The sequence below is a fragment of the Streptomyces sp. NBC_01717 genome (assembly GCF_036248255.1).
In the GTDB taxonomy this organism is placed as follows: domain Bacteria; phylum Actinomycetota; class Actinomycetes; order Streptomycetales; family Streptomycetaceae; genus Streptomyces.
This window is the reverse complement of the sequence record NZ_CP109178.1, coordinates 6,127,951-6,153,284: the sequence shown is the minus strand read 5'-3', so window position 1 is coordinate 6,153,284 and position 25,334 is coordinate 6,127,951. Positions and strand designations below refer to the sequence as shown.

At 70.3% G+C, this 25,334-nt stretch carries 22 protein-coding genes; 13 read left to right on the top strand and 9 right to left on the bottom strand.

The window, feature by feature from the left end; genetic code table 11:
- Window position 1 precedes the first annotated feature (1 nt).
- Both OHB49_RS27760 and OHB49_RS27755 read right to left on the bottom strand, forming a co-directional pair.
- Window positions 2–508, bottom strand: coding sequence for an HD domain-containing protein (locus OHB49_RS27760; protein ID WP_030970073.1), 507 nt, complete (start codon window positions 506–508; stop codon window positions 2–4).
- Between the two features lie 101 nt (window positions 509–609).
- Window positions 610–1,755, bottom strand: coding sequence for a PP2C family protein-serine/threonine phosphatase (locus OHB49_RS27755; protein WP_329163814.1), 1,146 nt, complete (start codon window positions 1,753–1,755; stop codon window positions 610–612).
- A 105-nt stretch (window positions 1,756–1,860) separates the two neighbouring features.
- On the opposite strand from OHB49_RS27755, the gene OHB49_RS27750 reads away from it, so the two are divergent.
- Window positions 1,861–3,096, top strand: coding sequence for a GNAT family N-acetyltransferase (locus OHB49_RS27750; protein WP_329163813.1), 1,236 nt, complete (start codon window positions 1,861–1,863; stop codon window positions 3,094–3,096).
- 181 nt (window positions 3,097–3,277) lie between these two features.
- Here the strand turns inward: OHB49_RS27750 and OHB49_RS27745 are convergent, their stop codons facing one another.
- Together OHB49_RS27745 and OHB49_RS27740 are read right to left on the bottom strand one after the other, a co-directional pair.
- Window positions 3,278–4,087, bottom strand: a complete 810-nt coding sequence (locus OHB49_RS27745) for an Fpg/Nei family DNA glycosylase (protein ID WP_329163812.1) — start codon at window positions 4,085–4,087, stop codon at window positions 3,278–3,280.
- A gap of 81 nt (window positions 4,088–4,168) precedes the next feature.
- Complete coding sequence (locus tag OHB49_RS27740; RefSeq protein WP_030970066.1) at window positions 4,169–4,657, bottom strand: ribose-5-phosphate isomerase; 489 nt, start codon at window positions 4,655–4,657, stop codon at window positions 4,169–4,171.
- 250 nt (window positions 4,658–4,907) lie between these two features.
- On the opposite strand from OHB49_RS27740, the gene OHB49_RS27735 reads away from it, so the two are divergent.
- Window positions 4,908–6,377 carry an amino acid permease gene (locus OHB49_RS27735; RefSeq protein WP_052189414.1) on the top strand — a complete coding sequence of 490 codons (1,470 nt, stop codon included), beginning with the start codon at window positions 4,908–4,910 and terminating at the stop codon, window positions 6,375–6,377.
- 448 nt (window positions 6,378–6,825) lie between these two features.
- Here the strand turns inward: OHB49_RS27735 and OHB49_RS27730 are convergent, their stop codons facing one another.
- Window positions 6,826–7,419: a biotin transporter BioY gene (locus tag OHB49_RS27730; protein WP_313937276.1), complete on the bottom strand. Its 594-nt coding sequence runs from the start codon at window positions 7,417–7,419 to the stop codon at window positions 6,826–6,828.
- 262 nt (window positions 7,420–7,681) lie between these two features.
- Here OHB49_RS27730 and OHB49_RS27725 point away from each other — a divergent pair, with 262 nt between their 5' ends.
- Window positions 7,682–9,073 carry an amino acid permease gene (locus OHB49_RS27725; protein WP_030970061.1) on the top strand — a complete coding sequence of 464 codons (1,392 nt, stop codon included), beginning with the start codon at window positions 7,682–7,684 and terminating at the stop codon, window positions 9,071–9,073.
- A 159-nt stretch (window positions 9,074–9,232) separates the two neighbouring features.
- Entirely contained in the window at window positions 9,233–10,675 is a 1,443-nt protein-coding gene (locus OHB49_RS27720; RefSeq protein WP_030970059.1) for an amino acid permease, read from the top strand.
- On the opposite strand, the gene OHB49_RS27715 is transcribed toward OHB49_RS27720, so the two are convergent.
- A complete protein-coding gene (locus OHB49_RS27715) occupies window positions 10,665–11,297 on the bottom strand; it encodes a histidine phosphatase family protein (RefSeq protein WP_030970057.1) in 633 nt (210 codons plus the stop codon). The genes OHB49_RS27720 and OHB49_RS27715 overlap by 11 nt on opposite strands.
- Window positions 11,294–11,527 (bottom strand): hypothetical protein, encoded by a 234-nt coding sequence (locus tag OHB49_RS27710; protein WP_329163811.1) that lies wholly within the window; start codon window positions 11,525–11,527, stop codon window positions 11,294–11,296. The genes OHB49_RS27715 and OHB49_RS27710 overlap by 4 nt, the downstream gene beginning before the upstream one ends.
- 339 nt (window positions 11,528–11,866) lie before the next feature.
- Between OHB49_RS27710 and OHB49_RS27705 the strand changes: the two genes are divergently transcribed.
- The 5 genes from OHB49_RS27705 to OHB49_RS27685 all read left to right on the top strand — a co-directional run bounded on the left by OHB49_RS27705 (window position 11,867) and on the right by OHB49_RS27685 (window position 15,423).
- Window positions 11,867–12,508 (top strand): superoxide dismutase, encoded by a 642-nt coding sequence (locus OHB49_RS27705; RefSeq protein WP_329163810.1) that lies wholly within the window; start codon window positions 11,867–11,869, stop codon window positions 12,506–12,508.
- A 157-nt stretch (window positions 12,509–12,665) separates the two neighbouring features.
- Complete coding sequence (locus OHB49_RS27700; protein ID WP_030970052.1) at window positions 12,666–13,004, top strand: metalloregulator ArsR/SmtB family transcription factor; 339 nt, start codon at window positions 12,666–12,668, stop codon at window positions 13,002–13,004.
- Window positions 13,001–13,732 (top strand): DUF2071 domain-containing protein, encoded by a 732-nt coding sequence (locus OHB49_RS27695; RefSeq protein ID WP_329163809.1) that lies wholly within the window; start codon window positions 13,001–13,003, stop codon window positions 13,730–13,732. The genes OHB49_RS27700 and OHB49_RS27695 overlap by 4 nt, the downstream gene beginning before the upstream one ends.
- Before the next feature lie 195 nt (window positions 13,733–13,927).
- Window positions 13,928–14,587 carry a CatB-related O-acetyltransferase gene (locus OHB49_RS27690; RefSeq protein WP_329163808.1) on the top strand — a complete coding sequence of 220 codons (660 nt, stop codon included), beginning with the start codon at window positions 13,928–13,930 and terminating at the stop codon, window positions 14,585–14,587.
- Entirely contained in the window at window positions 14,584–15,423 is an 840-nt protein-coding gene (locus OHB49_RS27685; RefSeq protein ID WP_329163807.1) for an MOSC domain-containing protein, read from the top strand. The genes OHB49_RS27690 and OHB49_RS27685 overlap by 4 nt, the downstream gene beginning before the upstream one ends.
- A 6-nt stretch (window positions 15,424–15,429) precedes the next feature.
- Here OHB49_RS27685 and OHB49_RS27680 read toward each other — a convergent pair whose 3' ends face one another.
- The gene (locus OHB49_RS27680; protein ID WP_329163806.1) at window positions 15,430–16,008 is read right to left on the bottom strand and encodes a TetR/AcrR family transcriptional regulator; all 579 of its coding nucleotides are present in this window, start codon (window positions 16,006–16,008) and stop codon (window positions 15,430–15,432) included.
- 79 nt (window positions 16,009–16,087) lie between these two features.
- Here OHB49_RS27680 and OHB49_RS27675 point away from each other — a divergent pair, with 79 nt between their 5' ends.
- Entirely contained in the window at window positions 16,088–16,906 is an 819-nt protein-coding gene (locus OHB49_RS27675) for an NAD(P)H-binding protein (RefSeq protein WP_329163805.1), read from the top strand.
- 248 nt (window positions 16,907–17,154) lie between these two features.
- On the opposite strand, the gene OHB49_RS27670 is transcribed toward OHB49_RS27675, so the two are convergent.
- Window positions 17,155–17,805 carry a mycothiol-dependent nitroreductase Rv2466c family protein gene (locus OHB49_RS27670; RefSeq protein WP_030970041.1) on the bottom strand — a complete coding sequence of 217 codons (651 nt, stop codon included), beginning with the start codon at window positions 17,803–17,805 and terminating at the stop codon, window positions 17,155–17,157.
- A gap of 131 nt (window positions 17,806–17,936) precedes the next feature.
- Between OHB49_RS27670 and pepN the strand changes: the two genes are divergently transcribed.
- The 3 genes from pepN (at window position 17,937) to OHB49_RS27655 (ending at window position 25,331) form a co-directional block, all read left to right on the top strand.
- Window positions 17,937–20,558: an aminopeptidase N gene (gene pepN, locus OHB49_RS27665; protein ID WP_329163804.1), complete on the top strand. Its 2,622-nt coding sequence runs from the start codon at window positions 17,937–17,939 to the stop codon at window positions 20,556–20,558.
- Window positions 20,559–20,807: 249 nt separating this feature from the next.
- The gene (locus OHB49_RS27660) at window positions 20,808–21,863 is read left to right on the top strand and encodes a hypothetical protein (protein WP_030970036.1); all 1,056 of its coding nucleotides are present in this window, start codon (window positions 20,808–20,810) and stop codon (window positions 21,861–21,863) included.
- Window positions 21,864–22,031: 168 nt separating this feature from the next.
- Window positions 22,032–25,331 (top strand): S8 family serine peptidase, encoded by a 3,300-nt coding sequence (locus tag OHB49_RS27655; RefSeq protein WP_329163803.1) that lies wholly within the window; start codon window positions 22,032–22,034, stop codon window positions 25,329–25,331.
- Window positions 25,332–25,334: the final 3 nt, after the last annotated feature.

The following is a 25,334-nucleotide window of genomic DNA, read 5'->3' as shown; positions in this document are numbered from 1 at the left end:
ATCAGCCCTCCGTGGTGTTGGCCGGATCCGGCTGTTCGGTGGGCGATTCGGCGGCGCTGAGTCCGAGCAGCGCGCGTACCTGCGCATATTTCGCGGTCAGTCGGGTACGCGTCGCCGGGTCCAGGACCGCGAGGCGGGTCGGGTCGGCGTTGTGGGCAAGGTCGGATTCCTTGATCAACAAGGCGCCCGGGGTGGCGAGGATGCGCCGGGTGTACGCCGCCACACCCTCGCCGTCCCGTTTGGTGACGGCGAGGACCATGTCCTTGACCTGCTGCGGCAGCGCGGCGGCCGCCAGCCACTCGGCGGACAGCGCGTCGTCCTCGACCGCGTCGTGCAGCCAGGCGGCGGCGATCTGGTCGTCGCTGCCGCCCCTGGCACGCACACCGTCCGCGACGGCGGCGAGGTGTTCGGCGTACGGGCGTCCCGCCTTGTCCCGCTGGCCGGCGTGCGCGTTGCGGGCGATCGCCTCGACTTCCGTCAGGGGCAGGGGTGCGCGTGGCGTGGGCATGGGACGACTCTACGGGCGGGCGGTCGTCCGGCGCAGGGCCGCGTGGACGGGCATCGTCATGACGGCCGGGCGCCGATTGCCCGGCCCTGGTTCCGTACGGTTCAGGGCCGGCGGCACAGAAGCAGCAGCGCCCGGTCGTCGTTGACGTCCTTCGCGCACGCCTCGATCAGATGCCAGGCCGCGCCGTCGAAGCCGGTGGCGACATAGCGGTCGGCCTCGCCGGTCAGCCGGTCGATGCCCTCCGCGATGTCCCGGTCGGACGCCTCCACCAGACCGTCCGTGAAGAGCATCAGCACATCGCCGGGGGCCAGTGAGCCCTTCACCGCGTCGAACTGTGCCCCGTCGTACACCCCGAGCAGCGGGCCCTCCGCCGCTTTCTCCTCCCACTGGCCGCTGCCCGCGTGCAGTTGCAGGGCCGGTGGGTGGCCCGCGGAGAGGAGCTCGTAATCGCCCGAGTCCAGGTCCAGCACCAGATGGATGGAGGTGGCGAAGCCCTCGTCCCAGTCCTGACGCAGCAGATAGGCGTTGGCCGCGGGCAGGAAGCCGTGCGGGGGGAGCGAGCCGAGCAGGCCGCCGAACGCGCCGGACAGCAGCAGGGCGCGGGACCCCGCGTCCATGCCCTTGCCGGAGACATCGGTGAGCACCGCCTCCAGGGTGCGGCCGCCGTTGGTGCGGGCCGCGACGACGAAGTCACCGGAGAACGACTGGCCGCCCGCCGGGCGCAGCGCCATCTCGCGGTGCCAGCCCTCCGGCAGCCGCGGCAGGGCGCTCTGCACCCGGATGCGTTCGCGCAGGTCGAAGAGCATGGTGCCGCCGCGCCGCCACGGCACACCGACCCTGGCCCGGAACTGGGCGAGGATCAGTCCGAAGAAGCCGCAGGCCGCGACCACCAGGACGGTGCCCGGGGTCACCCGGGCCGGCCCTTCCGAGTACGGGCCGAGCGCGATCGACTCCACGATCAGGGCTGCGGCGGCGGTCGCGTACAGCCCGAGCAGGCTGGCCGGTCGCAGCAGCAGACCGCCCGCGACGATCGGCAGGACGAGCGCGGCCGGTGCGCACCACACCGCGTTCAGCAGTGTGCCGCAGGTGATGGCCGGGACGGTCAACAGCAGGCCTGCCAGGGCGATCCAGTCGGAGCCGTCACCGCGGAAGTAGTCGACGCCGGATTTGCGCAGCGCTATGCGCGCCCGGTGCGCCGATTTCTGCAATCGGGCCGGGTACGAGTCTGCTCCTGCGCGACGGGCCATTGCGGGGACCTTATCCACACGAGCGCCTCGGGTGCAGGGGGACCCCTGTGACAATGCGTTCGAAAATGGGTCGCCCGTCTGCCGTACCCCTGGTAGGCATGGCATATGACTACTGAGCTGCGGGTGTTGCGTCCGTCCGAATGGAACGAATGGTTCCGGAGCCTGGAGCTCGCGTTCGGCGGCGTCGTCACCGACTCTCCGGAGGAGCGCGAGCTCTGGGAGGCGCTGACCGAGCACGAGCGGTCGATCGGCATCTGGGACGGCCCGGACGTGGTCGGCACGGCGGGGGCCTTCAGCTTCCGGCTGGCCGTGCCCGGCGGCGTCCTGGTGCCCGCGGCCGGTGTGACGATGGTCGGTGTCGCGGCCACGCACCGCAGGCGCGGACTGCTGACCTCGATGATGCGGCGTCAGCTCGACGACGTACGGGCGCTGGGTGAACCCCTCGCCGTGCTGACGGCCTCGGAACCCGCGATCTACGGCCGGTTCGGGTACGGAGCGGCCACGAGGCAGATGTCCCTGGAGATCGACACGGACCGGGTGCGGCTGGCGGTGCCGGACGGCACGGACGAGGTCCGCCTGCGGTACGCCAAGCCGGACGAGGCGACCGCCGCGTGCGAGGGCGTGTACGAGCAGCTGGTGGCGGGGCGGCCGGGGACGCCGGCGCACGGTCCCGGCTGGGAGCGGAGGGCGCTGATCGACCCGGCGAGCGCCCGGCAGGGGGCGTCGCCGCTGCAGTGCCTGCTGGCGGAGCGTGCGGGCGAGGTCGTCGGGTACTCGACGTTCCGCATCAAGCCGGCCTGGGACGCGGCGGGCCCCAAGGGCCGGATCGCCGTGGACGACCTGTCGGCGCTGGACCCGGCGGCGTACGCGGCGCTGTGGCGGTTCCTCTTCGAGATCGACCTGACGTCGACGGTCGAGGCGCGGAACCGGCCGGTCGACGATGCGGTCCTGCATCTCGTCTCGGACGTGCGCCGGTGCAACATCAAGCTGCGCGACTCGCTGTACGTACGGCTGGTGGAGCTGGGCGCGGCGCTGGAGGCGCGGGCGTACCGGGCGGCGGTGGACGTGGTGTTCGAGGTCGAGGACGCGTTCTGCCCGTGGAACGCGGGGCGTTGGCGGCTCACGGCCGACACGAAGGGGGGCGCGTCGTGCAAACGGACGGATGATCCGGCGGATCTGGCGCTTTCCGTACGGGAGCTGGGGTCGGTGTACCTGGGCGGCGAATCGCTGGTCTCACTGGCGCGGGCCGGGCGGGTACAGGAGCTGCGGCCGGGTGCGGTGGCGGAGGCGGCCTCGGGGTTCTCGGAGTTGGTGGAGCCTTGGCTTCCGCGAGGGTTCTAGCCGGGAGTGACATTGCCGGGGACGCCCGGCCGGGCGTTTTGGGCTCGGAGAGGACACGCGGCCTCCAAGAGCGCGTGCGGGCGGGGAAATCGGGCCCACCCGGCGATCGAGGACGTTCGCGGGGCGGTGCGGAAGGCGCGCCGGGGCGCAGGATCAAGCGCGCCCGGCGTGAGGACAACTCTTAGGCGCGCTGGCAGGTCGGGCACCAGAAGAGGTTGCGGGCCGCCAGGTCCGCCGCACGGATCTCCGTGCCGCAGATGTGACACCCCTGCCGAGCCCGCCGGTACACGTACACCTCGCCCCCGTGGTCGTCCACCCGCGGCGCCCGCCCCATCGCCTCCGGCATGTGCTCCGGACGCACCGTGTCGATGCGGTTGTTCCGTACACCCGCGCGCATCAGTGTCACCAGGTCCGCCCAGATCGCGTCCCACTCCGCACGGGTGAGGTCCTTGCCCTGGCGGTACGGGTCGATGCCGTGCCGGAACAGGACCTCCGCCCGGTACACGTTGCCGACGCCCGCGATGACCTTCTGGTCCATCAGCAGCGCCGCCACCGTGATGCGGCTGCGCGAGATCCGCCACCAGGCGCGTTCGCCGTCCTCGTCGGTACGCAGTGGGTCCGGGCCCAGCCGGTCGTGTATCGCGCGCTTCTCGGGTTCCGTGATGAGGGCGCAGGTGGTCGGGCCGCGCAGGTCCGCGTGGTGGTCGTCGTTGGCCAGGCGCAGACGGACGGTGTCCGTGGGCGGCGGAACCGGTGTCGTACCGAAGTGGAGTTTGCCGAACAGGCCGAGGTGGATGTGGATCCATCCGGCGTCCTCGAAGCCGAGGAACAGGTGCTTGCCGTGCGCGTCGACGCCGGTGAACCCACGGCCGTCGAGGAGCGCCGCGCTGTCCGAGAACCTGCCCTGCGGGCTGCTGACCCGCACCGGCCCGCCCACGAACCGGTCGCGATGGTCCGCGGCCAGGCGATGGATGGTGTGTCCCTCGGGCACGGCGGCAGCTCTCCTGAGTGACGTGGGATACGGGAAATGGCTGTGCCGCCGGGCGGGCCGGCGGCACGGGGGGTAGGGCGATCAGCCCTGCTGCGGGTGGTGGGCCGGGATCGGGGGAAGCTCGCCCGTCGTCTCGTACGCAGTCAGCATCGCGATGCGGCGGGTGTGACGCTCCTCGCCCGAGTACGGCGTGGCGAGGAAGATCTCGACGAACTTCGTCGACTCCTCCACCGTGTGCATGCGGCCACCGATGGCCACCACGTTGGCGTCGTTGTGCTCGCGGCCGAGAGCGGCGGTCTGCTCGCTCCAGGCGAGTGCGGCACGTACGCCCTTCACCTTGTTGGCGGCCATCTGCTCGCCGTTGCCGGAGCCACCGATCACGATGCCGAGGCTGCCCGCGTCCGCGACCGTCCTCTCGGCGGCGCGCAGGCAGAACGGCGGGTAGTCGTCCTGGGCGTCATAGATGTGGGGGCCACAGTCGACGGCTTCGTGGCCCTGGGCCGTGAGCCACTCGACGAGGTGGTTCTTGAGTTCGAAACCGGCATGGTCTGAGCCGAGGTACACGCGCATGGGTCGAGTGTGGCATGCGGATCACGGGGTAGCCGTCATCGGGGTCGGGACCCTCCGGGCCTACCCCGTGCGGAGCCTTTGTGCGGAGCGTGTGTGCGCAAACCCACACCGGCAACGATCCGGACAATGATCCGGAAGAGGGGGTTCCGATTCCGGGGTTCTGCGGCTTCAATGCCTGAGACTCGCCGCCCACCACCGTGCAGCGGCACAGCCACGGAACCGAGTGATCCAGAACGTAAGGATTCGATCCATGACGCAAACGACTCTGGCAGGGCCGGGCCACCAGCCCGGCGAGCCGGGCCGGGCGGACAAGCCGGGCTCCGCGGACGGGCTCCAGGCCGGTCTCAAGAACCGTCACCTCTCGATGATCGCCATCGGCGGAGTGATCGGCGCGGGCCTCTTCGTGGGTTCCGGTGCCGGTATCGCCGCCGCGGGACCCGCCATTCTGCTCTCGTACGCGCTGGTCGGCCTCATGGTCGTCTTCGTGATGCGGATGCTCGGCGAGATGGCCGCGGCCCGGCCCAGCTCGGGCTCCTTCTCCGCCTACGCCGACCGCGCCCTCGGCCGCTGGGCCGGCTTCTCGATCGGCTGGCTGTACTGGTTCTTCTGGGTCGTGGTGCTCGCCGTCGAAGCCACGGCGGGTGCCAAGATCCTGGAGGGCTGGGTGCCGGGCGTCCCGCAGTGGGCATGGGCGCTGATCGTCATGGTGGTGCTCACCGCGACGAACCTGGTCTCGGTCAGTTCGTACGGAGAGTTCGAGTTCTGGTTCGCCGGAATCAAGGTCGTGGCGATCGCCGCGTTCGTGGTCGTCGGGTTGCTCGCCGTCTTCGGGCTGCTGCCCGGTTCGGACAACCCGGGGTCGGGGCTCGCGCATCTCACCGACAGTGGCGGCTTCTTCCCCCACGGGCCGGGTGCCATCCTCACCGGTGTGCTCATGGTCGTCTTCTCGTTCATGGGCAGCGAGATCGTGACGCTGGCGGCCGGCGAGTCGGAGAACCCGCAGCGCGCCGTCCAGAAGGCCACCAACAGCGTGATCTGGCGGATCGCCGTCTTCTACCTGGGCTCGATCTTCATCGTGCTGACGCTGCTGCCGTGGAACGACGCGTCGATCCTCAAGGACGGCAGCTATGTCGCCGCCCTGAACTCGATCGGCATTCCGCACGCCGGACAGGTGATGGACGTCATCGTGCTGACGGCCGTGCTGTCCTGCCTCAACTCCGGCCTCTACACGGCCTCGCGGATGGCGTTCTCGCTCGGTGAGCGCGGCGACGCGCCGAAGGCGTTCGCCCGGACGAACAAGCGGGGCGTGCCGCGGGCGGCCATCCTGTCCTCCGTCGTCTTCGGCTTCGTCGCCGTGTTCTTCAACTACCAGTGGCCGGACACCGTCTTCCAGTTCCTGCTGAACTCCTCCGGTGCCGTCGCCCTGTTCGTCTGGCTGGTCATCTGCTTCACCCAGCTGCGGATGCGCGGCATCATCCTGCGCGAGTCGCCGGAGAAGCTGGTCGTGCGGATGTGGCTCTTCCCGTACCTGACCTGGGCGACCATCGCCATGATCTCGTTCGTGCTGGTCTACATGCTGACCGACGACAGCGGCCGTGAGCAGGTGCTGCTCTCGCTGCTCGTCGCGGCGATCGTGGTGGCGATCTCCCTGGTACGTGACGTCCGTCAGCGCAAGTCCGGAGCGGCCGCGGTCACGGCGGACGCGTCCGCGGACGCCTGACCGCGCCCATCCCCACCTGACGGTCGATGTCAGGTACACCGGGGAGGCTCTCCCCTGCCGCACACCGGGCGAACGGAGAGCCTCTCCTGGAACCACCAGCTGCCTGCCCAGATCACCCTCCGCCCCGGCGACCCCCGGACATGCGGAGGAACTGGCCGGCTTTCAGACAGGTTCTACGCTCCGGCCCGGACCTCGTCGGCGTCACCGATGCCGACGAGGTCCGGGCCGCCGTCGTGTACCCCGCCGGGCGCGAATAGCCCGACGCTGTCCGGCTCCTGCAGCCACTGCCCGTGGGCCGGCCGCCGAACTTCTTGTCGGACGGCGGGGACCGTACCGGAGCATCACGACGAGCGGACACGGAAGAGGCTCGCCGGTCTGGTGTCGCAGTGCGACCCGGCGAGCCTCTTCGGAACGGTTCACGCAAGCGCGTGAGACGCGTGAGCCTCCGTCAGCCGCGGCGGCCGACGAGCTTCCAGGCGGCGGGCAGCGCGCCCATCGCCAGCGCCGCCTTCAGCGCGTCACCGAGCAGGAACGGAACCAGTCCCGCCGCGATCGCGGCGCTCGCCGACATGCCGGTGGACAGCGCCAGGTACGGGACACCGACCGCGTAGATGATCGCGGAGCCGAGCACCATGGTGCCGGCGGTGCGCAGCACGGAGCGGTCGCCGCCGCGGCGGGCGAGACCGCCGACCACGGTGGCGGCGAGGAGCATGCCGAGGACGTAACCGAACGAGGCGCCGCCCGCGCCGGAGCTGCCGCCGGCGAACCACGGCATGCCCGCCATGCCGACGAGCGCGTACACGGCGAGGGAGAGGAAGCCGCGGCGGGCGCCGAGCGCGGTGCCGACGAGGAGCGCGGCGAAGGTCTGCCCGGTGACGGGGACCGGGGAGCCGGGGACCGGGACGGCGATCTGCGCGGCGATGCCGGTGAGCGCGGCGCCGCCGACGACCAGGGCCGTGTCGACGGCGTAACGGTGCCTGGCGGCGGGCAGCAGGTCGGCGAGGACCGCTCCGGTACGGACGGGGGCGGCAGCAGTGCTCATCGGGACTCCGCGGTGGTGAGGGCAGGTGGGGGACAGACTGAGGCTGACGTTAGCCCACGGGTTAACGCTCGATCACCATCAGCCGCCCACAAAGCGGCGGTTGGCGGGTTGGTGGGGTTCGGACAAAGACCGGTACGCAATCATGTGACGGCGTGATGCTCGTCACTGAGGTGGGGGCCTGGAGGGGCCGCCTGACGGACCGGGTCTCGCAGCGTGAGACTGTAGGTTCCCCATAAAATATCCGAGAGTGACCCGCACCCCCATGCACGACGCCCCTCCCCCCACGCAGCAGGAACCGCTCTCGCACGGACTGAAGCAGCGCCATCTGACCATGCTCGGCCTGGGCGGGGTGATCGGCGCCGGACTCTTCGTCGGTTCGGGCGCCGGGATCGCGGTCGCCGGACCGGGCATCGTCGTGTCGTATCTGATCGCCGGCGCACTCGCGATGCTGGTGATGCGGATGCTCGGCGAGATGTCGGCCGCGATACCCGCCTCCGGCGCCTTCTCCGTCCATGCCGAGCGGGCGCTCGGCCGCTGGGCCGGGTTCAGTGTGGGGTGGCTCTACTGGTTCCTGCTGGTGGTGGTCCTCGCCGTGGAGGCGACGGCCGCCGCGCAGATCGCCCACGGCTGGGTGCCGGGCGTGGACCAGTGGGCGTGGGTGCTGACGTTCATGGTGGTGTTCACCGTCACGAATCTGACCGCGGTGAAGAACTTCGGCGAGTTCGAGTTCTGGTTCGCCGCTCTCAAGGTCGCCGCGATCGTGATCTTCCTGGTGCTCGGGCTGCTCGCCGTCTTCGGTCTGCTCCCGGACACCGATCCGGTGGGGCTGACCAATCTCACCGGGCAGGGCGGCTTCCTGCCGAACGGCTGGGGCGGCGTCGTCTCAGGTGTGCTGACCGTCGTCTTCGCGTTCGGCGGCCTGGAGGTCGTGACGATCGCTGCGGCCGAGACCGACAACCCGGCGCGCGCGGTGGGACGTGCGGTGCGCAGCGCGGTCGTGCGGATCCTCTTCTTCTACGTCGGCTCGATGCTGGTGATCGTCACGGTGCTGCCGTGGACCGCGCAGCGGGCCGGACTGAGCCCGTACGTCAAGGTCCTGGACGCGATCGGGGTGCCGTCGGCCGGGCAGATCATGAACATCGTGGTGTTCGTGGCGCTGCTCTCCGCGCTCAACGCCAATCTCTACGGCGCGTCCCGGATGGTCTTCTCACTGGCCGAGCGCGGCGAGGGGCCGCGCGGACTGCTCAAGGTGTCGGGGAGCGTGGGCGGGGGCGGGGTGCCGCGGCGGGCGGTCCTCGCCTCGGTCGCCTTCGGCTTCGTCTCCGTACTGCTCAATCTCAAATGGCCCGACTCCGTCTTCCTCTATCTGCTCAACTCGGTGGGCGCGGTGCTGCTGTTCGTCTGGGGGCTGATCGCCGCGTCACAGCTGCGGCTGCGCCGCCGGCTGGAGCGCGAGGCACCCGAGGCTCTGACCCTGCGGATGTGGTGCTTCCCATGGCTGACCTGGGTGACGCTGGCCGCGCTCGTGGCCGTACTGGTGCTGATGCTGACCGATGACGTGGCACGCCCACAGGTGTTGTGGTCGGCGGGGGCGACGGGTCTGGTGCTGCTCGTGGCGGGGGCGCGGGAGCTGCGGGACCGCCGACGGGCCTGACGGGCGGACCCGTGGCGGGGTGTGTACCCGGCATATGTACGCAGGTGTTCACCTTGTGTGAGCCTGGTGCCCGTATAGCGGACACATGTTCCGTGTCAGCGGGAGGCGCGCACAGACTATGGGCTCGTCCCAGTCTCAGCTACCGAACAGAGCACGTCCATGTCTCGGACCTCCGCGTCTCCCCCCACCGCCGGCTCCGAAGTCTCCGCAGTCCCGGCCGGCTCCGACGTCTCCGCCGTCAAGGCCGACTCCGCCCTCACCCATGGACTCAAGCAACGCCATCTGTCGATGATCGCCCTCGGCGGTGTCATCGGCGCCGGGCTGTTCGTCGGTTCCGGAGCCGGTATCGCCTCCGCCGGGCCCTCGATCGTCATCGCCTACGCCATCTCCGGGCTGCTGGTCATGTTCGTGATGCGCATGCTCGGCGAGATGTCCGCGGCCAATCCGGCCTCCGGTTCCTTCTCCGTCCACGCGGAACGGGCGATCGGGCCGTGGGCGGGGTTCACCGCCGGCTGGGCGTTCTGGGTGCTGCTCTGCGTCGCCGTCGGGCTGGAAGGGATCGGTGCCGCGAAGATCGTCACCGGCTGGCTGCCCGGCACTCCCGAGTGGGCGTGGGTGGCGCTGTTCATGGCGGTCTTCCTCGGCACGAACCTGGCCGCCGTCAAGAACTTCGGCGAGTTCGAGTTCTGGTTCGCCTCGCTGAAGGTCGCCGCGATCACGCTCTTCCTGGTGCTGGGTGTGCTGGCCATCCTCGGGGTGCTGCCCGGCACGGACGCCCCGGGCGGCGCCAATCTCCGCGGTGACGGCGGGTTCCTGCCGAACGGCTCCAACGGCTTCATCATCGGACTGCTCGCCTCCGTCTTCGCGTACGGAGGTCTGGAGACGGTCACCATCGCCGCGGCCGAGTCCGAGAACCCGGTGCGGGGCGTCGCCAAGGCGGTCCGGACGGCGATGTGGCGGATCGCGCTGTTCTACGTCGGTTCGATGGCGGTCATCGTCACCCTCGTGCCGTGGGACGACCCGAAGGTCGCGACGGTCGGCCCGTTCTACGCGACCCTCGACCACCTGGGCATCAGCGGCGCCGCGGAGATCATGAATGTGGTCATCCTGATCGCGCTGCTCTCCGCGATGAACGCGAACATCTACGGCGCCTCGCGGATGGCCTGCTCGCTGGTCGCCCGCGGCCAGGGTCCGAAGCGGCTCGGCCGGGTCAGCTCCGGCGTGCCGCGTACCGCCGTGCTCGTCTCGTCCGTCATCGGCTTCCTGTGCGTGCTGCTGAGCTACTGGCGGCCGGACGATGTCTTCCCCTGGCTGCTCAACATGATCGGCGCGGTGATCCTGGTCGTCTGGATCTTCATCGCGGTGTCGCAGCTGCTCCTGCGCCGACGGCTGGAGCGCGAGGCACCCGAGAAGCTGGTCGTGCGGATGTGGCTGTTCCCGGTGGGGACGCTGGTCGCGCTGGCGGCCATGGCAGGCATCTTCCTGCTGATGCTGCGCGAGCCCGGCACGCGTGACCAGCTGCTGGCGACCGGTGCGCTGACCGTCGTACTGGCCGTCATCGGTGTCGTACGCCAGCGGCGGGCCGCGGCCGTCAAGAACTGACGTCGGGGGCGCACGGCACGTTGAGGGAGAGCAGCGCGCCGCCCTCGTCCCCCAGCTGCACCTCGCTCACCGCCGCGTTGCGCAATTGCGGAAGGACCCGGCGGTAGGCGCCGAGCGGGATCGACAGCAGTTCGCACAGCACCAGCCGCAGCAGCGTGTTGTGCGCGACGACCAGTACCCGCTGCCCCGGATGGAAGTGTGCGATCCGGCGCAGCGCGGCCGTCCCCCGGGCCGCCGCCGTGCGCGGGTCCTCGGCCCCGGGGAAGGGATGGGTCACCGGGTCGGCGACATATGCCTCGGCCCATTTCGGGTCCTCGGCGGCGAATTCGGCGAGGGTGCGCCCTTCCACCGCCCCGAAGTCGCACTCGCGCAGATCGTGTTCGCGCCCGGGTACGAGGCCGAGCGCCCGGCAGGCGGGTTCGGCGGTCTCGATGGCGCGGGGGACGGTCGACGTCCAGATCGCGTCGACCGGATGCCGGGCCGCCCAGTCCGCCAGCTGCTCGGCCTGGTGGCGGCCCTCGTCGGTGAGTGCGACGTCGCTGACCCCGGCGTAGCGGTTCTCGGAGTGCCAGACGGTCTGTCCGTGCCGGGCGAGGAGCAGGGTCGTGGGGAAGATGGTCATCGGCTCTCCGTTCGGGCCCGGGCGTGGGCGGCGAGCGCCCCGGGCCATCGGCCCCGCCGTTCCAGTTCGTCCACCAGCTTGGGGTACGGCGCGGTGTGGCGGGCGGTGCGCGCCGGGTCCGGGCGCAGGACCAGCCGGATTCTGACCATGTGGCCCGCTGCCGGCGTCTCATGGTCACGGGCCGAGGCGTCCGGTCGCGCCGGGACCCGTCCGGAGAATGCGGCGGTCAACGCCCCTCCGCCACCGCCCGACGTCCCGCCGGGCAACCAACTTCCTTCCAGGAAACGGTAGTTGAAAACCACATCGGTACGGTACCCGAGCGGCGACGCGGTGACCCCCTCGAGGACCGGGGTCGCGCCGAGCGCCGAATCCCACGATCCGACGGGCTGTGCACCGGGGGCGAACCACGCTGCGCACGCATCCGGCGTCCGGCCGCGATGAGCCCGACCGCCACCATGCGCCTGCGGTTCTGAGCCGAAGGGCCGATCACACTCCCCCCTTACTGCTGTTAGCCTGCTCTTGCATATGGTTTGCAATAACAACAGGACAGCAGCTGGAGGGTTCGCCCCATGGCCACGTACACGCTCCCGGAACTCCCGTACGACTACGCGGCGCTCGAACCGGTCATCAACCCGCAGATCATCGAGCTCCACCACGACAAGCACCACGCCGCCTACGTCAAGGGCGCCAACGACACCCTGGAGCAGCTGGAAGAGGCACGCGCCAAGGAGGCCTGGGGAGCCGTCAACGGTCTGCAGAAGAACCTCGCGTTCCATCTCTCCGGCCACATCCTGCACTCGATCTACTGGCACAACATGAGCGGCGACGGTGGCGGCGAGCCCCGCGCGGCGGACGGCGTCGGCGACCTCGCGGACGCCATCACCGACTCCTTCGGCTCGTACGCGGGCTTCAAGTCCCAGCTGACGAAGGCCGCCGCCACCACCCAGGGTTCCGGCTGGGGGGTGCTGGCCTACGAGCCGCTCAGCGGCAGGCTGATCGTCGAGCAGGTCTACGACCACCAGGGCAACGTCGGCCAGGGCTCGGTTCCGATCCTGGTCTTCGACGCCTGGGAGCACGCCTTCTACCTCCAGTACAAGAACCAGAAGGTCGACTTCATCGAGGCCATGTGGCGCGTCGTCAACTGGCAGGACGTGGCGAAGCGGTACGCGGCCGCCAAGGAGCGCGCCGGCGTTCTGCTGCTCGCCCCCTGACCCGGGCACACGGACGTCCTGCCTCGTGATCGTCTTCTCAACCTTCACCGGCAGGCGGATGAACGGGGAGCCCCCGCGAGGACGTGACTCGCGGGGGCTCCCCCATTGCTTCGCATTTAGCTTGTTTGCTAATTAGCTCATGTGCTAAACATCTGACATGGCAACGACCGATGACGAGGCGAGCGCCTTCCGCGCCCTCGCCGATCCGACCAGGCGCCAGATCCTGGAGGACCTCCGCGGCGGCGAACTGGCGGCCGGGGAGATCGCGGCCCGGTTCGCGATCAGCGCACCGTCCATCTCGCGTCACCTCGGCGTACTGAAGGGCGCCGGGCTGGTCACCGAGCGCCGCGACGGCAACCGCATCCTCTACTCGCTGGCCGAGGACCGGCTGGCGACGAGCATCGGACGGTTCCTGAGCTCCGTCTGCCCCGAGCAGATCGTCCTGCGCCACACCAAGTGGCGGTCCGCCACGCAAGAGGAAGGCGGCACATCGTGATCCAGCCCCGACTCTCCAGCGTCATCGAGCGGCGCCTCCTGGTGAACTACCGGGTCACCCCGGACGCCGCCGCCCGCCTGCTGCCCGCCGGCCTGCGGCCCCAGTTGGTACGCGGCCACGCCGTCGCCGGTATCTGCCTCCTGCGCCTGGGCTCCGCACGCCCCACATGGGCGCCGCCGCCGGTGGGTCTGCGCAGCGAGAACGCCGCGCACCGCATCTCCGTCGAGTGGGACGGCCCCGACGGCGTCGAGACCGGCGTCTACATCACACGCCGCGACACCGGCTCACGGATCAACTCCTGGGCGGGCGGGCGGGTTTTTCCCGGTGAGCACGGCCGCGCCGACTTCACGGTGCACGAGACGCCCGACGAGGTACGGGTCGCTCTCGCCACCCGGGACGGCGAGATCCGGGTCGACGTCACGGCCGAGGTCACCGACGAACTGCGCGGCAGTGAACTCTTCACCGATCTCCAGGAGGCATCGGACTTCTTCCGCGCCGGGAACAGGGGCCTGTCGCCAGCGGCTTCGGGCCGCCGTCTCGACGCCATGGAGCTGGAAACGGACGCGTGGCAGGTGGCAGCCGGGCGGATCCGATCCGCGCGGTCGTCCTTCTTCGACGACCCGGACCGCTTCCCGCCCGGCACCGCGACCCTGGACAGCGTCCTGGTCATGCGCGACGTCGCCGCCCGCTGGCGCCCGCTACCGGCGAGACCCATGGCCCGTCGCTGACGAGCAGTGGCCGTCGGCCCGTCGTGCCCCTTGGCATCGACGGTCCGTACCGCGGTGGCGCCCGGCGGCCCGGCTGCGACCGCTTGGTCAACCGGCGCCCGCCGCGCACCTTGCGCCGGCGTCATGGCATCGCTCGGTATAGAGCGAGCCTCCCAGGAAACGTGTGCTCTTCGGGGTGAATGCGATGATGGCGCCATGAGTCCGGTCCCCGCCGCCCCCGCCGACCCCACCGCTGTGCGCCCCATGCCCGGACAGCCCCGCGTGGTCCAGCTGAAGCCCCTGGTGACATCGGAACTGATCGAGGTAGGCGCCTACTCGTACTACGACGACCCCGATGACGCGACCGCGTTCGAAACCCGCAACGTGCTGTACCACTACGGCCCGGAGAAGCTCGTCATCGGAAAGTTCTGCGCGCTCGGGACCGGGGTGCGGTTCCTCATGAACGGCGCCAACCACCGTATGGACGGCCCCTCCACGTTCCCGTTCCCCACGATGGGCGGCTCCTGGGCCGACCACTTCGACCTGCTGACCGGGCTGCCGAACCGGGGCGACACCGTCGTCGGCAACGACGTCTGGTTCGGGTACGGATCGATGGTCCTGCCGGGCGTACGGATCGGGCACGGCGCCGTCATCGGTGCCGGGGCGGTCGTCGTCGGCGACGTCCCGGACTACGGCATCGTCGGCGGCAACCCGGCGCGGCTGATCCGCACCCGCCACGACGACGAGACCGTCGCCCGGCTCCTCGCCGTCGCGTGGTGGGACTGGCCCATCGAGCTCATCACCCGGCACATCCGCACGATCATGTCCGGCAGCGTCGAAGCACTCGAAGCGGCTGCCCAGGAGGGGACGTCATGACCATCACCGTTCAGGGACTGGCGTACTACCCCGTCAAGGGTTGCGGCGCGGTTCCGGTCGACCGGGCGGAGATCACCGGGACCGGTCTCGTGCACGACCGCACGTTCATGGTGGTGGACGCCGAGGACGGCGCGTTCCGCAGTCAGCGGACACACCCCGCGATGGCTGCGATCAAAGCCGAAGTCCTGGACGGCGGCGCCATGTTGGCCCTCGCCGTGCCGGGCCTGGAGGCCCTGGAGCTGACCGTCGACCCGGACGGCCCGCGCTGCGCGGTCAGCATGTTCGACCGTCCGCTCGGCGAGGCGTGCGACCAGGGGGACGCGGTCGCCGAGTGGTTCTCGGAGGCGCTCGGTGCGAAGTCCCGGCTGGTACGGGTGGCACCCGGCTTCGACCGCGACGGCTGGGGCGAGACCCCCGGCAAGGTCGCCTTCGCCGACGCCCATGCGGTGCTGGTCGCCTCCACCGCGTCGCTGGCCGGCCTCAACGCCCGCATCGAGGCCCGCGGCGACGCGGCCGGCGTACCGATGGACCGCTTCCGTCCGAACATCGTCCTGTCCGGTGACGACGAGCCGCACTTCGAGGACCGGGTACGCCGGATGACCATCGGATCGGCCGAACTCGCCTACTCCGTGAGGGCGATGCGATGCAACGTCCCGCTGGTGGACCAGTCGACGGGCCGCCGGGCGGGCCCGGAGCCGGTCCGGACCCTGGCGACGTACCGCCGCGAACCCGACTACGGCAACAAGGTCAGTTTCGGCGTGAAGAACGCGGTGGTCCGCGAGGGTGTGGTGGCCGTCGGCGACGCGGTCGAGATCACGAGCCGGCTCGACGCGTGAACCCCGTCAGCCGAGCGAGTCGATCCAGCGTTCCAGCCGGCGCCCTTCGGCGGCCATCAGGTCGGGGTCCCGGAAGGTGTTGGTGAGCAGCGAGATCCCCTGGTAGGCGGCGATCAGAGCGACCGCGAGTTCACGGGAGTCGCCGCGTCCCATCGCCTGGAACTGCTGCTCGACCCAGTCGAGCAGCACCTGGATGACCTTGGCGACCGACTGGTCGAGGCCGTCGGCGCGCTTGTCGAGTTCCGAAGCCATGGTCCCGGTCGGACAGCCGTACCGAGCCGTGAGCTCACGCTGTTCGATCCAGCCGTTCAGGAGTGCCTTCAACCGGTCCTGGGGCGCGGGAAGCTCGTCGAGCACGCCGATCATCGACCTCAGACTCTGCGCATGCGCGTCGATCGCCGCCTCGACGAGCTGATCCTTGGTCTTGAAGTAGTAGTACACGTTACCCAACGGGACGTCGGCCGCTCGTGCGATGTCGGCGATCGTGGTCTGTTCGACGCCTTGCTCGTGAAGAACCCGGGCCGCGGCGGCCGCCAGCCTTTCGCGCTTGCCCGGCGGCTGCCGGACACCTTTTGAGTGAGTCACCTGACTAACTATAGACGCGCGCCGGGAGACCGGCTATCGTCGCATCTAAGTCAGTTAACTAACTAACACAGGGGATCTCGTGATCGTTGCAACGGGCGCGACCGGAAACGTCGGACGGGAACTCGTACGGATCCTTGCCTCGGCCGGTGAGCAGGTGACGGCCGTCTCCCGGCGGCCTCCGGCGCATCTGCCCGACGGCGTACGGCACCAGCAGGCCGATCTCGCCGATCCGGAGAGCCTGCGCACCGCACTGGACGGCGCCGACGCGCTGTTCCTGCTCGTCGCGGGCGACGACCCGCAGGACATTCTCGACATCGCGGCGGCCGGCGGTGTGCGCCGCGTCGTCCTGCTCTCCTCCTTGGGCGTCGGGACGCGGCCGGAGGCCTACCGTCACCCGGGGGCGTTCGAGGACGCCGTCCGCCGGCCGGGCCTCGCATGGACGGTCCTGCGGTCCGGCGGCCTGAACTCCAACACCTTCGCGTGGGCCGAGTCGATCCGTAGGCAGCGCACAGTTGCCGCACCCTTCGGCGACGTCGGGCTGCCCACCGTCGACCCGGCGGATGTCGCCGAGGTCGCGGCCGTGGTCCTGCGCGAGGCCGGCCACGCGGGCCGTACGTACGAACTGACCGGTCCCGCGACGGTCACTCAGCGGGAACGGGCCGAGGCGATCGGCGACGCGCTGGGCACTCCGGTGCGGTTCGTCGAGCAGACCCGCGAGGAGGCCCGCGCGCAGATGCTGCAGTTCATGCCCGCGCCGGTGGTGGAGGGCACGCTCGGCATCCTCGGCGAGCCGCTGGCGGCGGAGCAGAAGGTCAGCCCCGACGTCGAGCGGATCCTCGGCCGCGCGCCGCGCACCTTCGCCGACTGGGCCGCACGCGCCGCGGACTCCTTCCGGTGAGACCGGTGCGCGGCGAACTTCGCCGGCCTCGAGATCGAGCGCCACGGCGTGGCCGATCACGGCCCGGAGGGCGGACTGCCACGAACTCCGCCTAACCGCCCGGCTGTTGCACCTTCGGAGTCGATTGCCGGACCCGTCCGGATGCTGCACCGGGTGGCCGGGCGGCTGCCGAAGCCCACCCAGCTGTACGCATGACGCACCACGGTGCGGGTTCCGGACCATGGCCGGAACCCGCACCGGTGGGTACGTCAGTCGAAGATCGGGCCCTGCGTCCGGGTCCGCTTGATCTCGTAGAAGCCGGGGATCGACGCCACCAGCAGCGTGCCGTCCCACAGCTTCGCCGCGTCCTCGCCCTTCGGGGCGGGGGTGACGACCGGGCCGAAGAAGGCGATCTGCTCGCCGTCGGAGCCCGGCACGGCGATGACCGGCGTGCCGACGTCCTGGCCGACCTTGTCGATGCCCTCCTGGTGGGAGGCGCGCAGCTCCGCGTCGTACGTGTCCGAGTCGGCGTACTCCGCGAGCTCGGCCGGCAGACCGACCTCTTCGAGCGCCGCCACGATCGCCTCACGGGTGGGGCCCTCGCCCTGGTTGTGGAAGCGGGTGCCGAGCGCGGTGTACAGCGGGCCGACGATGTCGTCGCCGTGCTTCTGCTGGGCGGCGACGACGACGCGGACCGGGCCCCAGGCCTTGGTCTCGAGCATGTCGCGGTACTCCTCGGGCAGCTCGTCGAGCCTGTTCTCGTTGAGGACGGCAAGGCTCATCACATGCCAGCGGACCTCGACGTCACGGACCTTCTCCACCTCCAGCATCCAGCGGGAGGTCATCCACGCCCAGGGACAGAGCGGGTCGAACCAGAAATCGGCGGGCGTCTTGCCGTTCACCGTGGCGTTCTCAGACATGTCTCTCCTCAAGAGGCGATCGCACCTGTGCGCGAGAACACCGCTGAACGGCCCTGCCATTCCCGCGCGCCCGGGCCGCGAGGCACATGGGAGGATCAAACTGTTCGAACGTGACACAAAGGAGTGCACCAGTGCCCGGTCAAAACCTGTCCCGCGACGAAGCCCACGAGCGGGCCGAGCTGCTGACCGTCGACGGATACGACGTCGTGCTCGACCTGCGGTCCGCGATCGGTGATCCCGAGAGCGGCGGCGGGGACGGCGGGGACCGGCCGGCCGTCGATCCCCGGACCTTCCGCTCGGTGACCACGATCCGGTTCCGCTCCGCGCGGGCGGGGGCGTCGACGTTCGCGGATCTGCTGGCGCCGAGCGTGACCTCGGTGACCCTGAACGGGCAGGCGCTCGACCCCGCCGTCGTCTTCGACGGGACGCGGGTGACGCTGGACGGTCTGCCGGAGGGCGACAACGTCCTGGTGGTCGACGCGCAGTGCGCGTACAGCCGGACCGGCGAGGGCATGCACCGGTTCGTCGACCCGGAGGACGGCGAGGTCTACCTCTACACGCAGTACGAGCCGGCCGACGCGCGGCGTGTCTTCGCGAACTTCGAGCAGCCCGACCTGAAGGCCCCCTTCCGCTTCGAGGTGACGGCGCCCGAGGGGTGGACGGTCTGGAGCAACGGGGCCGAGGAGTCCCGGGACGGCGGGGTCTGGCGGTTCGCCGAGACGAAGCCGATCTCGACGTACATCACGGCGGTCGTCGCCGGTCCGTACCACCATGTGACCGACTCGTACAGCCGTACCTTCGACGACGGCACGACGCTGGACATCCCGCTCGGCGCGCTCTGCCGCAAGGGGCTCGCCCGGCACTTCGACGCGGACGACATCTTCCTCGTCACCAAGCAGGGCCTGGACTTCTTCCACGACAACTTCGACTACCCGTACCCGTTCGGGAAGTACGACCAGGCGTTCGTACCCGAGTACAACCTCGGCGCGATGGAGAACCCGGGCTGTGTCACGTTCCGCGAGGAGTACATCTTCCGCGGCAAGGTGACACAGGCGTCGTACGAGAGCCGCGCCAACGTCATTCTGCACGAGATGGCGCACATGTGGTTCGGCGACCTCGTCACCATGCAGTGGTGGGACGACCTGTGGCTGAAGGAGTCGTTCGCCGACTTCATGGGCGTCTTCGCGATGGTGGAGTCGACCCGCTTCAAGGAGGGCTGGATCACCTTCGCCAACAACCGCAAGTCCTGGGCGTACCGCGCCGACCAGCTGCCGTCCACGCACCCGATCACGGCCGACATCCGTGACCTGGAGGACGCCAAGCTGAACTTCGACGGCATCACGTACGCCAAGGGTGCGTCGGTGCTGAAGCAGCTGGTGGCGTACGCGGGACGGGACGCGTTCCTGGAGGGGGCCCGGCGCTACTTCAAGAAGCATGCGTACGGCAACACGCAGCTGGGCGACCTGCTGTCGGTGCTGGCCGAGACGTCCGGGCGGGACATGGTCACCTGGTCGCGGTCGTGGCTGCAGACGGCCGGCGTCAACTCGCTGACGCCGGTGGTGACGTACGGCGCGGCGGACCGGATCACCGAGCTGGCGGTCCTCCAGGAGGCCGTCGACTCGCACCCCGAGTTGCGGCCGCACCGGGTCGCGGTCGGCCTGTACCGCCGCACGACCCGCGGCGACCTGGTCCGGTACGCGCGCGCCGAGGTGGATGTGGCGGGGCCGCGCACGGTGGTCGCCGCGCTGACCGGTGTCGAGCGGCCCGAGCTGATCCTCGTCAACGACGACGACCTCACGTACTGCAAGGTCCGCTTCGACGAGGCGTCCCTCGCCACCCTGCGCGCGCACCTCGGGGACATCACCGACCCGCTGGCGCGGGCGCTGTGCTGGTCCGCGCTGTGGAACCTGACGCGGGACGGGCTGATGCCGGCCCAGGACTTCATCTCGCTCGTGCTGGCCTTCTCCGGCCAGGAGTCCGACATCGGTGTCCTGCAGATGCTGCACGCCTGGACCCGGACCGCGCTCGTCCACTACGCCGCCCCGGGGTGGCGTGAGGAGGGCGGACGGGCGCTGGCCGAGGGTGCGCTGCGGGAGCTGCGGATCGCCGAGCCGGGGAGCGAGCACCAGCTGGCGTGGGCGCGGTTCTTCGCGACGGTCGCGGACTCGGAATCGGACTTCCAGCTGCTGTCCTCACTGCTGGGGGAGTCCGCGCGGATCGACGGGCTGGAGGTCGACCAGGAGCTGCGGTGGGCGTTCCTGTCCGCGCTGGCCGCACACGGGGTCGCCGACGAGCCGGTGATCGATGCCGAACTGGGCCGGGACGACACGGCGTCCGGCAAGCGGCACCAGGTGCGGTGCCTGGCCTCGCGGCCGTCGGCGGCGGTCAAGGCGCAGGCGTGGGCGGCCGTGGTGGAGTCGGACGCGCTGTCCAACGCGCTGGTGGAGGCGACGATCGCGGGATTCGGGCAGTCGTCGCAGCGGGAGTTGCTGGCGCCGTACGCAGCCCGGTACTTCGATGCGATCGAACGGGTGTGGGCCGAGCGGTCGATCCAGATCGGGATGTCCGTGGTGAGGGGGCTGTTCCCGGCGCTGCAGGACGACCCGGCGACGCTGGCGGCGGCGGATGCCTGGCTGGAGGCGCATGGGGATGCGGCGCCGGCGTTGCGTCGGCTGGTGCTGGAGGCGCGGGACGATCTGGCGCGGGCCTTGCGGGCGCAGGCGTGTGACACGGGGGCGGCGGCCGGCCTCTGACGGGGCGCCCCGGGGCGAGCACGGCGGTGTTGTCCCCAGCCGCCGGACGGGCTTGATTTTCGGCCCGTCCGGCGCCGGGGTCGGCAGCGGGCCGGAGTGGCCCGCGTGGGCTGACGGGACGCACAATCCCCGACGGGATCACCCTTTTCGGTTGTCGAACGTTCGTACTTTAGGACGCCGTTGTCCTGAATTGTCGACGGGCGTGTAACAGGGGTTAGCCGCACCGCGGCCTGCGGCATACCCCGGAGCATGACCCAGAACACCCCTCTCTCCCCCTGTCACTTCCGCCACCCCGTCGGCGAACGGCAACGCGTGCTGTCCGTCGAGCAGTTGAAGACACTCGGCGTGTCCCCCGCGCGCGCTGCCGCGCAGTGCCGGGCCGGTGGTCCGTGGCAGCAGCCGTTGCCCGGTGTGTATGTGCTGCACCCGGGTCCGCCCACCGGCGAGGAGCGGCTGCGGTCCGCCCTGCTGTACGTCGGGCGACGACGTACCGTCCCCGCGCAGGGCGGCGCGGCGCCGGCGACCGGCTACGGCGAGGCCATGGTCACCGGCCGGGCCGCGCTCGCCCTCCACGGGTTCTCTCTCGTACCGCCGACGAGTTCGCTCGACCGGATCGACGTGCTGGTGCCGCGCACCCGGCGGCTGCGGTCCGTCCGGTACGTGCACGTGGTGCGAACGACCGAACTGCCCCGCCCCGAGCAACTCGCCGGCCTGCCGGTGGCCCCCGTGGCACGGGCACTCGCGGATGCGGTCACCGGCCTCGGGGACACTGACGCCGTACGGCTGCTGCTCACCGAGGCGGTCCGCGGCGGACACTGCGAACCCGGCGCGGTCGTGAGCGAGCTGAGCCGCAGCAAGTTGCTGGACCGGCCCCACATCGTGAACGCCGTCGACTCGCTGCTCGCCGAGGGGCGGGCGCTGGCGGAGAGGCGGCTGTACGACATGGTGCGGACCTATGACCTGCCGGAGCCGCTCTGGAACGTGGACCTGCGGCTGCCCGGCGGCCCCCACCTCGGTGGGGTGGACGCCTACTGGCCCGACCAGGCCGTTGCTGTCGAACTCGACAGCCGCGCACCCCTGCACAGCACGCTCGACGGCGACCGGAGCCCGGAAGGGCACGACGCCGACTGGTCCGGCTGCGCCGCCGAGCGGGAGCATCTGGAACGGCTCGGGGTCACCGTCGTCCACGTCACGCCGAGGAAGCTGCGCGTCGCGGCTGAGCAGCAGGCGACCGTGGTGCGTACCGCGCTGATGGCGGCGGCCGACCGCGAACCCGCCGCTTATGTGGTCATCCTTCCCCGGTGACAGGGCAGTTATCGACCCTTTCGTCCCTCATGACGCATCAGCCCCAGTGGCGGGAGTACGCCATGACCGCATCTCGCCTCCCTCAACCCTCCACAAACCCAGGTCATTTGCGAAAGGCTGAGCGGTCATCCGGTACCGAATTCCGGACTTTCTCTTTCACATACAGGGATGCTGATGACCTCCGAATCCCCCAGCTCCATATCCGGGGCGAGACGCGTGGCCCGAGTCGCGGCCGCTGCCGGTCTGGTGGCCGCACTGGCCGCTTCCGGCGCGGCCCCGGTCTTCGCCGCCGACGACCCGGCCGACACCCCGGTGAAGGCGGCCGCCACGAGCGACAAGCTCGGCGCTGCCGACGCCGACCTCTTGACCAAGGCGAAGGCCAAGGGCGAGAAGAACGTCACCATGATGGTCGCCACCACGCCCGGTGCGACCGAGCAGGTCGCCGCGCAGTTGGACGCCGTGAAGGGGTCCGTGCTGGGTCGTACGTACGACAAGCTCGGCTACGTACGCGCGACCGTCCCGACCGCGACCGCCGAGGCGACCATCAAGGCGGCCTCGAAGCTGACGTCCGTCTACGGCATCGATCTCAAGCAGGAGATCATGCTCGACGACCCGACGCCCGCGGGCGACCGGGCCGCCGGGGCGAAGACGCAGACCACGGGCACCTACCCGGCGCCCGGCAAGAAGACGCCGGCGAAGAACCCGTACAACCCGTCCTTCGAGACGGGCGCGGTCGACTTCGTCCAGCAGCACCCGAAGGCCGACGGCCGCGGCGTGACCATCGGCATCCTGGACTCGGGTGTCGACCTCGGTCACCCGGCGCTGCAGAAGACCACCACCGGCGAGCGCAAGATCGTCGACTGGGTGACGGCGACCGACCCGGTCAGCGACGGCGACGGTACCTGGCTGCGGATGACCGCCTCGGTGACCGGCCCCGTCTTCACGATCGGTGGCCGCACCTACTCGGCACCGGCCGGCTCGTACAAGATCCAGCTCTTCTCCGAGGCCGCCACCAAGGGCGGCGACATGGCCGGAGACCTGAACCGGGACGGCGACACCACCGACACCTGGGCCGTGCTCTACGACCCGGTCACCGGCACCACCCGTGTCGACCTGAACAACGACGCCAACTTCTCCGACGACGCCGTCATGAAGCCGTACAAGGAGAAGCACCAGGTCTCCTACTTCGGCACGGACGACCCGCGGACCCAGGTCGTCGAGCGCATCCCGTTCGTCGTCGAGACGCGCAAGGACGTCGTGTACAACGCGGCCGGCGACAAGGCCGACTACGTCAACATCGGTGTCATCGAGAGCGAGCACGGCACCCACGTCGCCGGCATCACCTCCGCCAACGGGCTCTTCGGCGGCAAGATGAACGGCGCCGCGCCCGGCGCGAAGATCGTCTCCTCGCGCGCCTGCACCTGGTCCGGCGGCTGCACCAACATCGCGCTCATGGAGGGCATGACCGACCTCGTCGTGAACCGCGGTGTCGATGTCGTCAACATGTCGATCGGCGGCCTGCCGCCGCTCAACGACGGCAACAACGCCCGCGCCGTGCTGTACAAGCGGCTCATCGACACCTACGGCGTCCAGCTGGTCATCTCGGCCGGCAACGACGGCCCGGGTGTGAACACCATCGGTGACCCCGGCCTCGCCGACCACGTCATCTCCGTCGGCGCGTCCATCTCCAAGGAGACCTGGGCCGCGAACTACGGCTCCAATGTCACCAAGAAGTACGACATGCTGCCGTTCTCGTCCCGTGGTCCGCGTGAGGACGGCGGCTTCGCGCCGATCCTGACCGCGCCCGGCGCCTCCATCAACACCACCCAGACCTGGCTGCCCGGCGGCCCGGTCAAGGAGGCGGGCTACTCGCTTCCGGCCGGTTACTCCATGCTGCAGGGCACCTCGATGTCCTCGCCGCAGGCCGCCGGTGCGACCGCGCTGCTGCTGTCCGCCGCGAAGCAGAAGCACATCGAGCTGCCCCCGGCCGACCTGCGTACCGCGCTGACCAGCACCGCGACCCATATCCAGGGTGTGCCCGCGCACGCCCAGGGTTCCGGCCTGATCAACATCGTGGGCGCCTGGAAGCAGATCGAGAAGCAGGGTTCCCCGGCGCACGAGTACTCCGTGAAGGCCCCGGTCGACACGGCGATCGACTTCGCGCTGAAGACCCCCGGCTTCGGCACCGGCCTGTACGACCGCGAGGGCGGCCTGAAGGCCGGCCAGAAGAAGTCGTACGACGTCACGGTCACCCGCACCACGGGCCCGGACAAGGCCGTCGCGCACAAGCTGTCCTGGAAGAACAACGACGGCACCTTCACGCTGACCGGCAGCAGCACCGTCTCGCTGCCGCTGGGCAAGCCGGTGACCGTCAAGGTCCAGGCGAAGCCGGGCAGCGCGGGCGTGCACAGCGCGATCCTGCAGGTCGATGACGCGAAGACCTCCGGTGTGGACCAGCAGATCCTCGCCACGGTCGTCGTCGCCAAGGACCTGGTGAAGCCCGCCTACGCGTTCGCTGCGTCCGGCTCGGTGCAGCGCAACGGCACCACGTCGTACTTCGTGAACGTGCCGGAGGGCGCCAAGACTCTTGAGGTCGCGATGAGCGCGCTGCGCTCGGGCAGCCAGACCCGCTTCATCTCCATCCACCCGTACGGGGTGGCGGTGGAGGACAGCGGCACGCCGTTCTGCTACCCGAACTACGACAACCCGACCAACACCTGCCGCCCCGACGTGCGCTCGTACGCCGACCCGCAGGCCGGTGTCTGGGAGATCGAGGTCGAGGCACGGCGTACGTCGCCGCTGCTGGACAACCCGTTCAAGCTGGATGTCAGCCTGCTCGGCGCGTCCTTCGACCCGGCCGTGCAGACGCTGCCCGAGGCGAAGGTCGGCACGCCGACCGCGGTGAACTGGACCGTCACCAACTCCGCGGGCGACCTGGCGGGCAAGCTCAAGGGCGGCTCGCTGGGCTCGGCCAAGGTTGCCACCCCGTCGATCAAGACGGGCGACCAGCAGGTCACCACGGTCACCATCGGTGAGGGCGTCGAGAAGCTGGACGTCGCCGTCGGCGGCACCTCGGACGCCAACGCCGACATCGACCTGTACGTGCTCGACGCGGACGGCACCGAGGTCGGTTCGTCCACGAGCGCGGGTGCGGAGGAATCGGTCAGTCTGGCCGCCCCCGCCGCCGGTACGTACACGATCGTCGTGGACGGTTACTCGGTTCCGGCCGGCACCACCACGTACGACTACCGTGACGTGTACTACTCCCCGTCGCTCGGCACGCTCAAGGTCGACGAGTCGAAGGCCGTGAACCTGGCCAGCGGCGCTTCGGCGCAGGTCGGCGCGGACGTCGTGGTCGGCGGTGCGGCTCCCGAGGGACGCCAGTTCTTCGGCGAGGTGCAGCTGGTGAACAGCCGCGGTACCGCGGCGGGCACCGGCAGCGTCGTGATCGAGAAGGTCACGCCGTAACGA

Coding starts and splice junctions, on each gene's coding strand:
- OHB49_RS27760 (WP_030970073.1), bottom strand. CDS start 508: ATGCCCACGCCACGCGCACCCCTGCCCCTGACGGAAGTCGAGGCGATC.
- OHB49_RS27755 (WP_329163814.1), bottom strand. CDS start 1,755: ATGGCCCGTCGCGCAGGAGCAGACTCGTACCCGGCCCGATTGCAGAAA.
- OHB49_RS27750 (WP_329163813.1), top strand. CDS start 1,861: ATGACTACTGAGCTGCGGGTGTTGCGTCCGTCCGAATGGAACGAATGG.
- OHB49_RS27740 (WP_030970066.1), bottom strand. CDS start 4,657: ATGCGCGTGTACCTCGGCTCAGACCATGCCGGTTTCGAACTCAAGAAC.
- OHB49_RS27735 (WP_052189414.1), top strand. CDS start 4,908: ATGACGCAAACGACTCTGGCAGGGCCGGGCCACCAGCCCGGCGAGCCG.
- OHB49_RS27730 (WP_313937276.1), bottom strand. CDS start 7,419: ATGAGCACTGCTGCCGCCCCCGTCCGTACCGGAGCGGTCCTCGCCGAC.
- OHB49_RS27725 (WP_030970061.1), top strand. CDS start 7,682: ATGCACGACGCCCCTCCCCCCACGCAGCAGGAACCGCTCTCGCACGGA.
- OHB49_RS27720 (WP_030970059.1), top strand. CDS start 9,233: ATGTCTCGGACCTCCGCGTCTCCCCCCACCGCCGGCTCCGAAGTCTCC.
- OHB49_RS27715 (WP_030970057.1), bottom strand. CDS start 11,297: ATGACCATCTTCCCCACGACCCTGCTCCTCGCCCGGCACGGACAGACC.
- OHB49_RS27705 (WP_329163810.1), top strand. CDS start 11,867: ATGGCCACGTACACGCTCCCGGAACTCCCGTACGACTACGCGGCGCTC.
- OHB49_RS27700 (WP_030970052.1), top strand. CDS start 12,666: ATGGCAACGACCGATGACGAGGCGAGCGCCTTCCGCGCCCTCGCCGAT.
- OHB49_RS27690 (WP_329163808.1), top strand. CDS start 13,928: ATGAGTCCGGTCCCCGCCGCCCCCGCCGACCCCACCGCTGTGCGCCCC.
- OHB49_RS27685 (WP_329163807.1), top strand. CDS start 14,584: ATGACCATCACCGTTCAGGGACTGGCGTACTACCCCGTCAAGGGTTGC.
- OHB49_RS27670 (WP_030970041.1), bottom strand. CDS start 17,805: ATGTCTGAGAACGCCACGGTGAACGGCAAGACGCCCGCCGATTTCTGG.
- OHB49_RS27660 (WP_030970036.1), top strand. CDS start 20,808: ATGACCCAGAACACCCCTCTCTCCCCCTGTCACTTCCGCCACCCCGTC.
- OHB49_RS27655 (WP_329163803.1), top strand. CDS start 22,032: ATGCTGATGACCTCCGAATCCCCCAGCTCCATATCCGGGGCGAGACGC.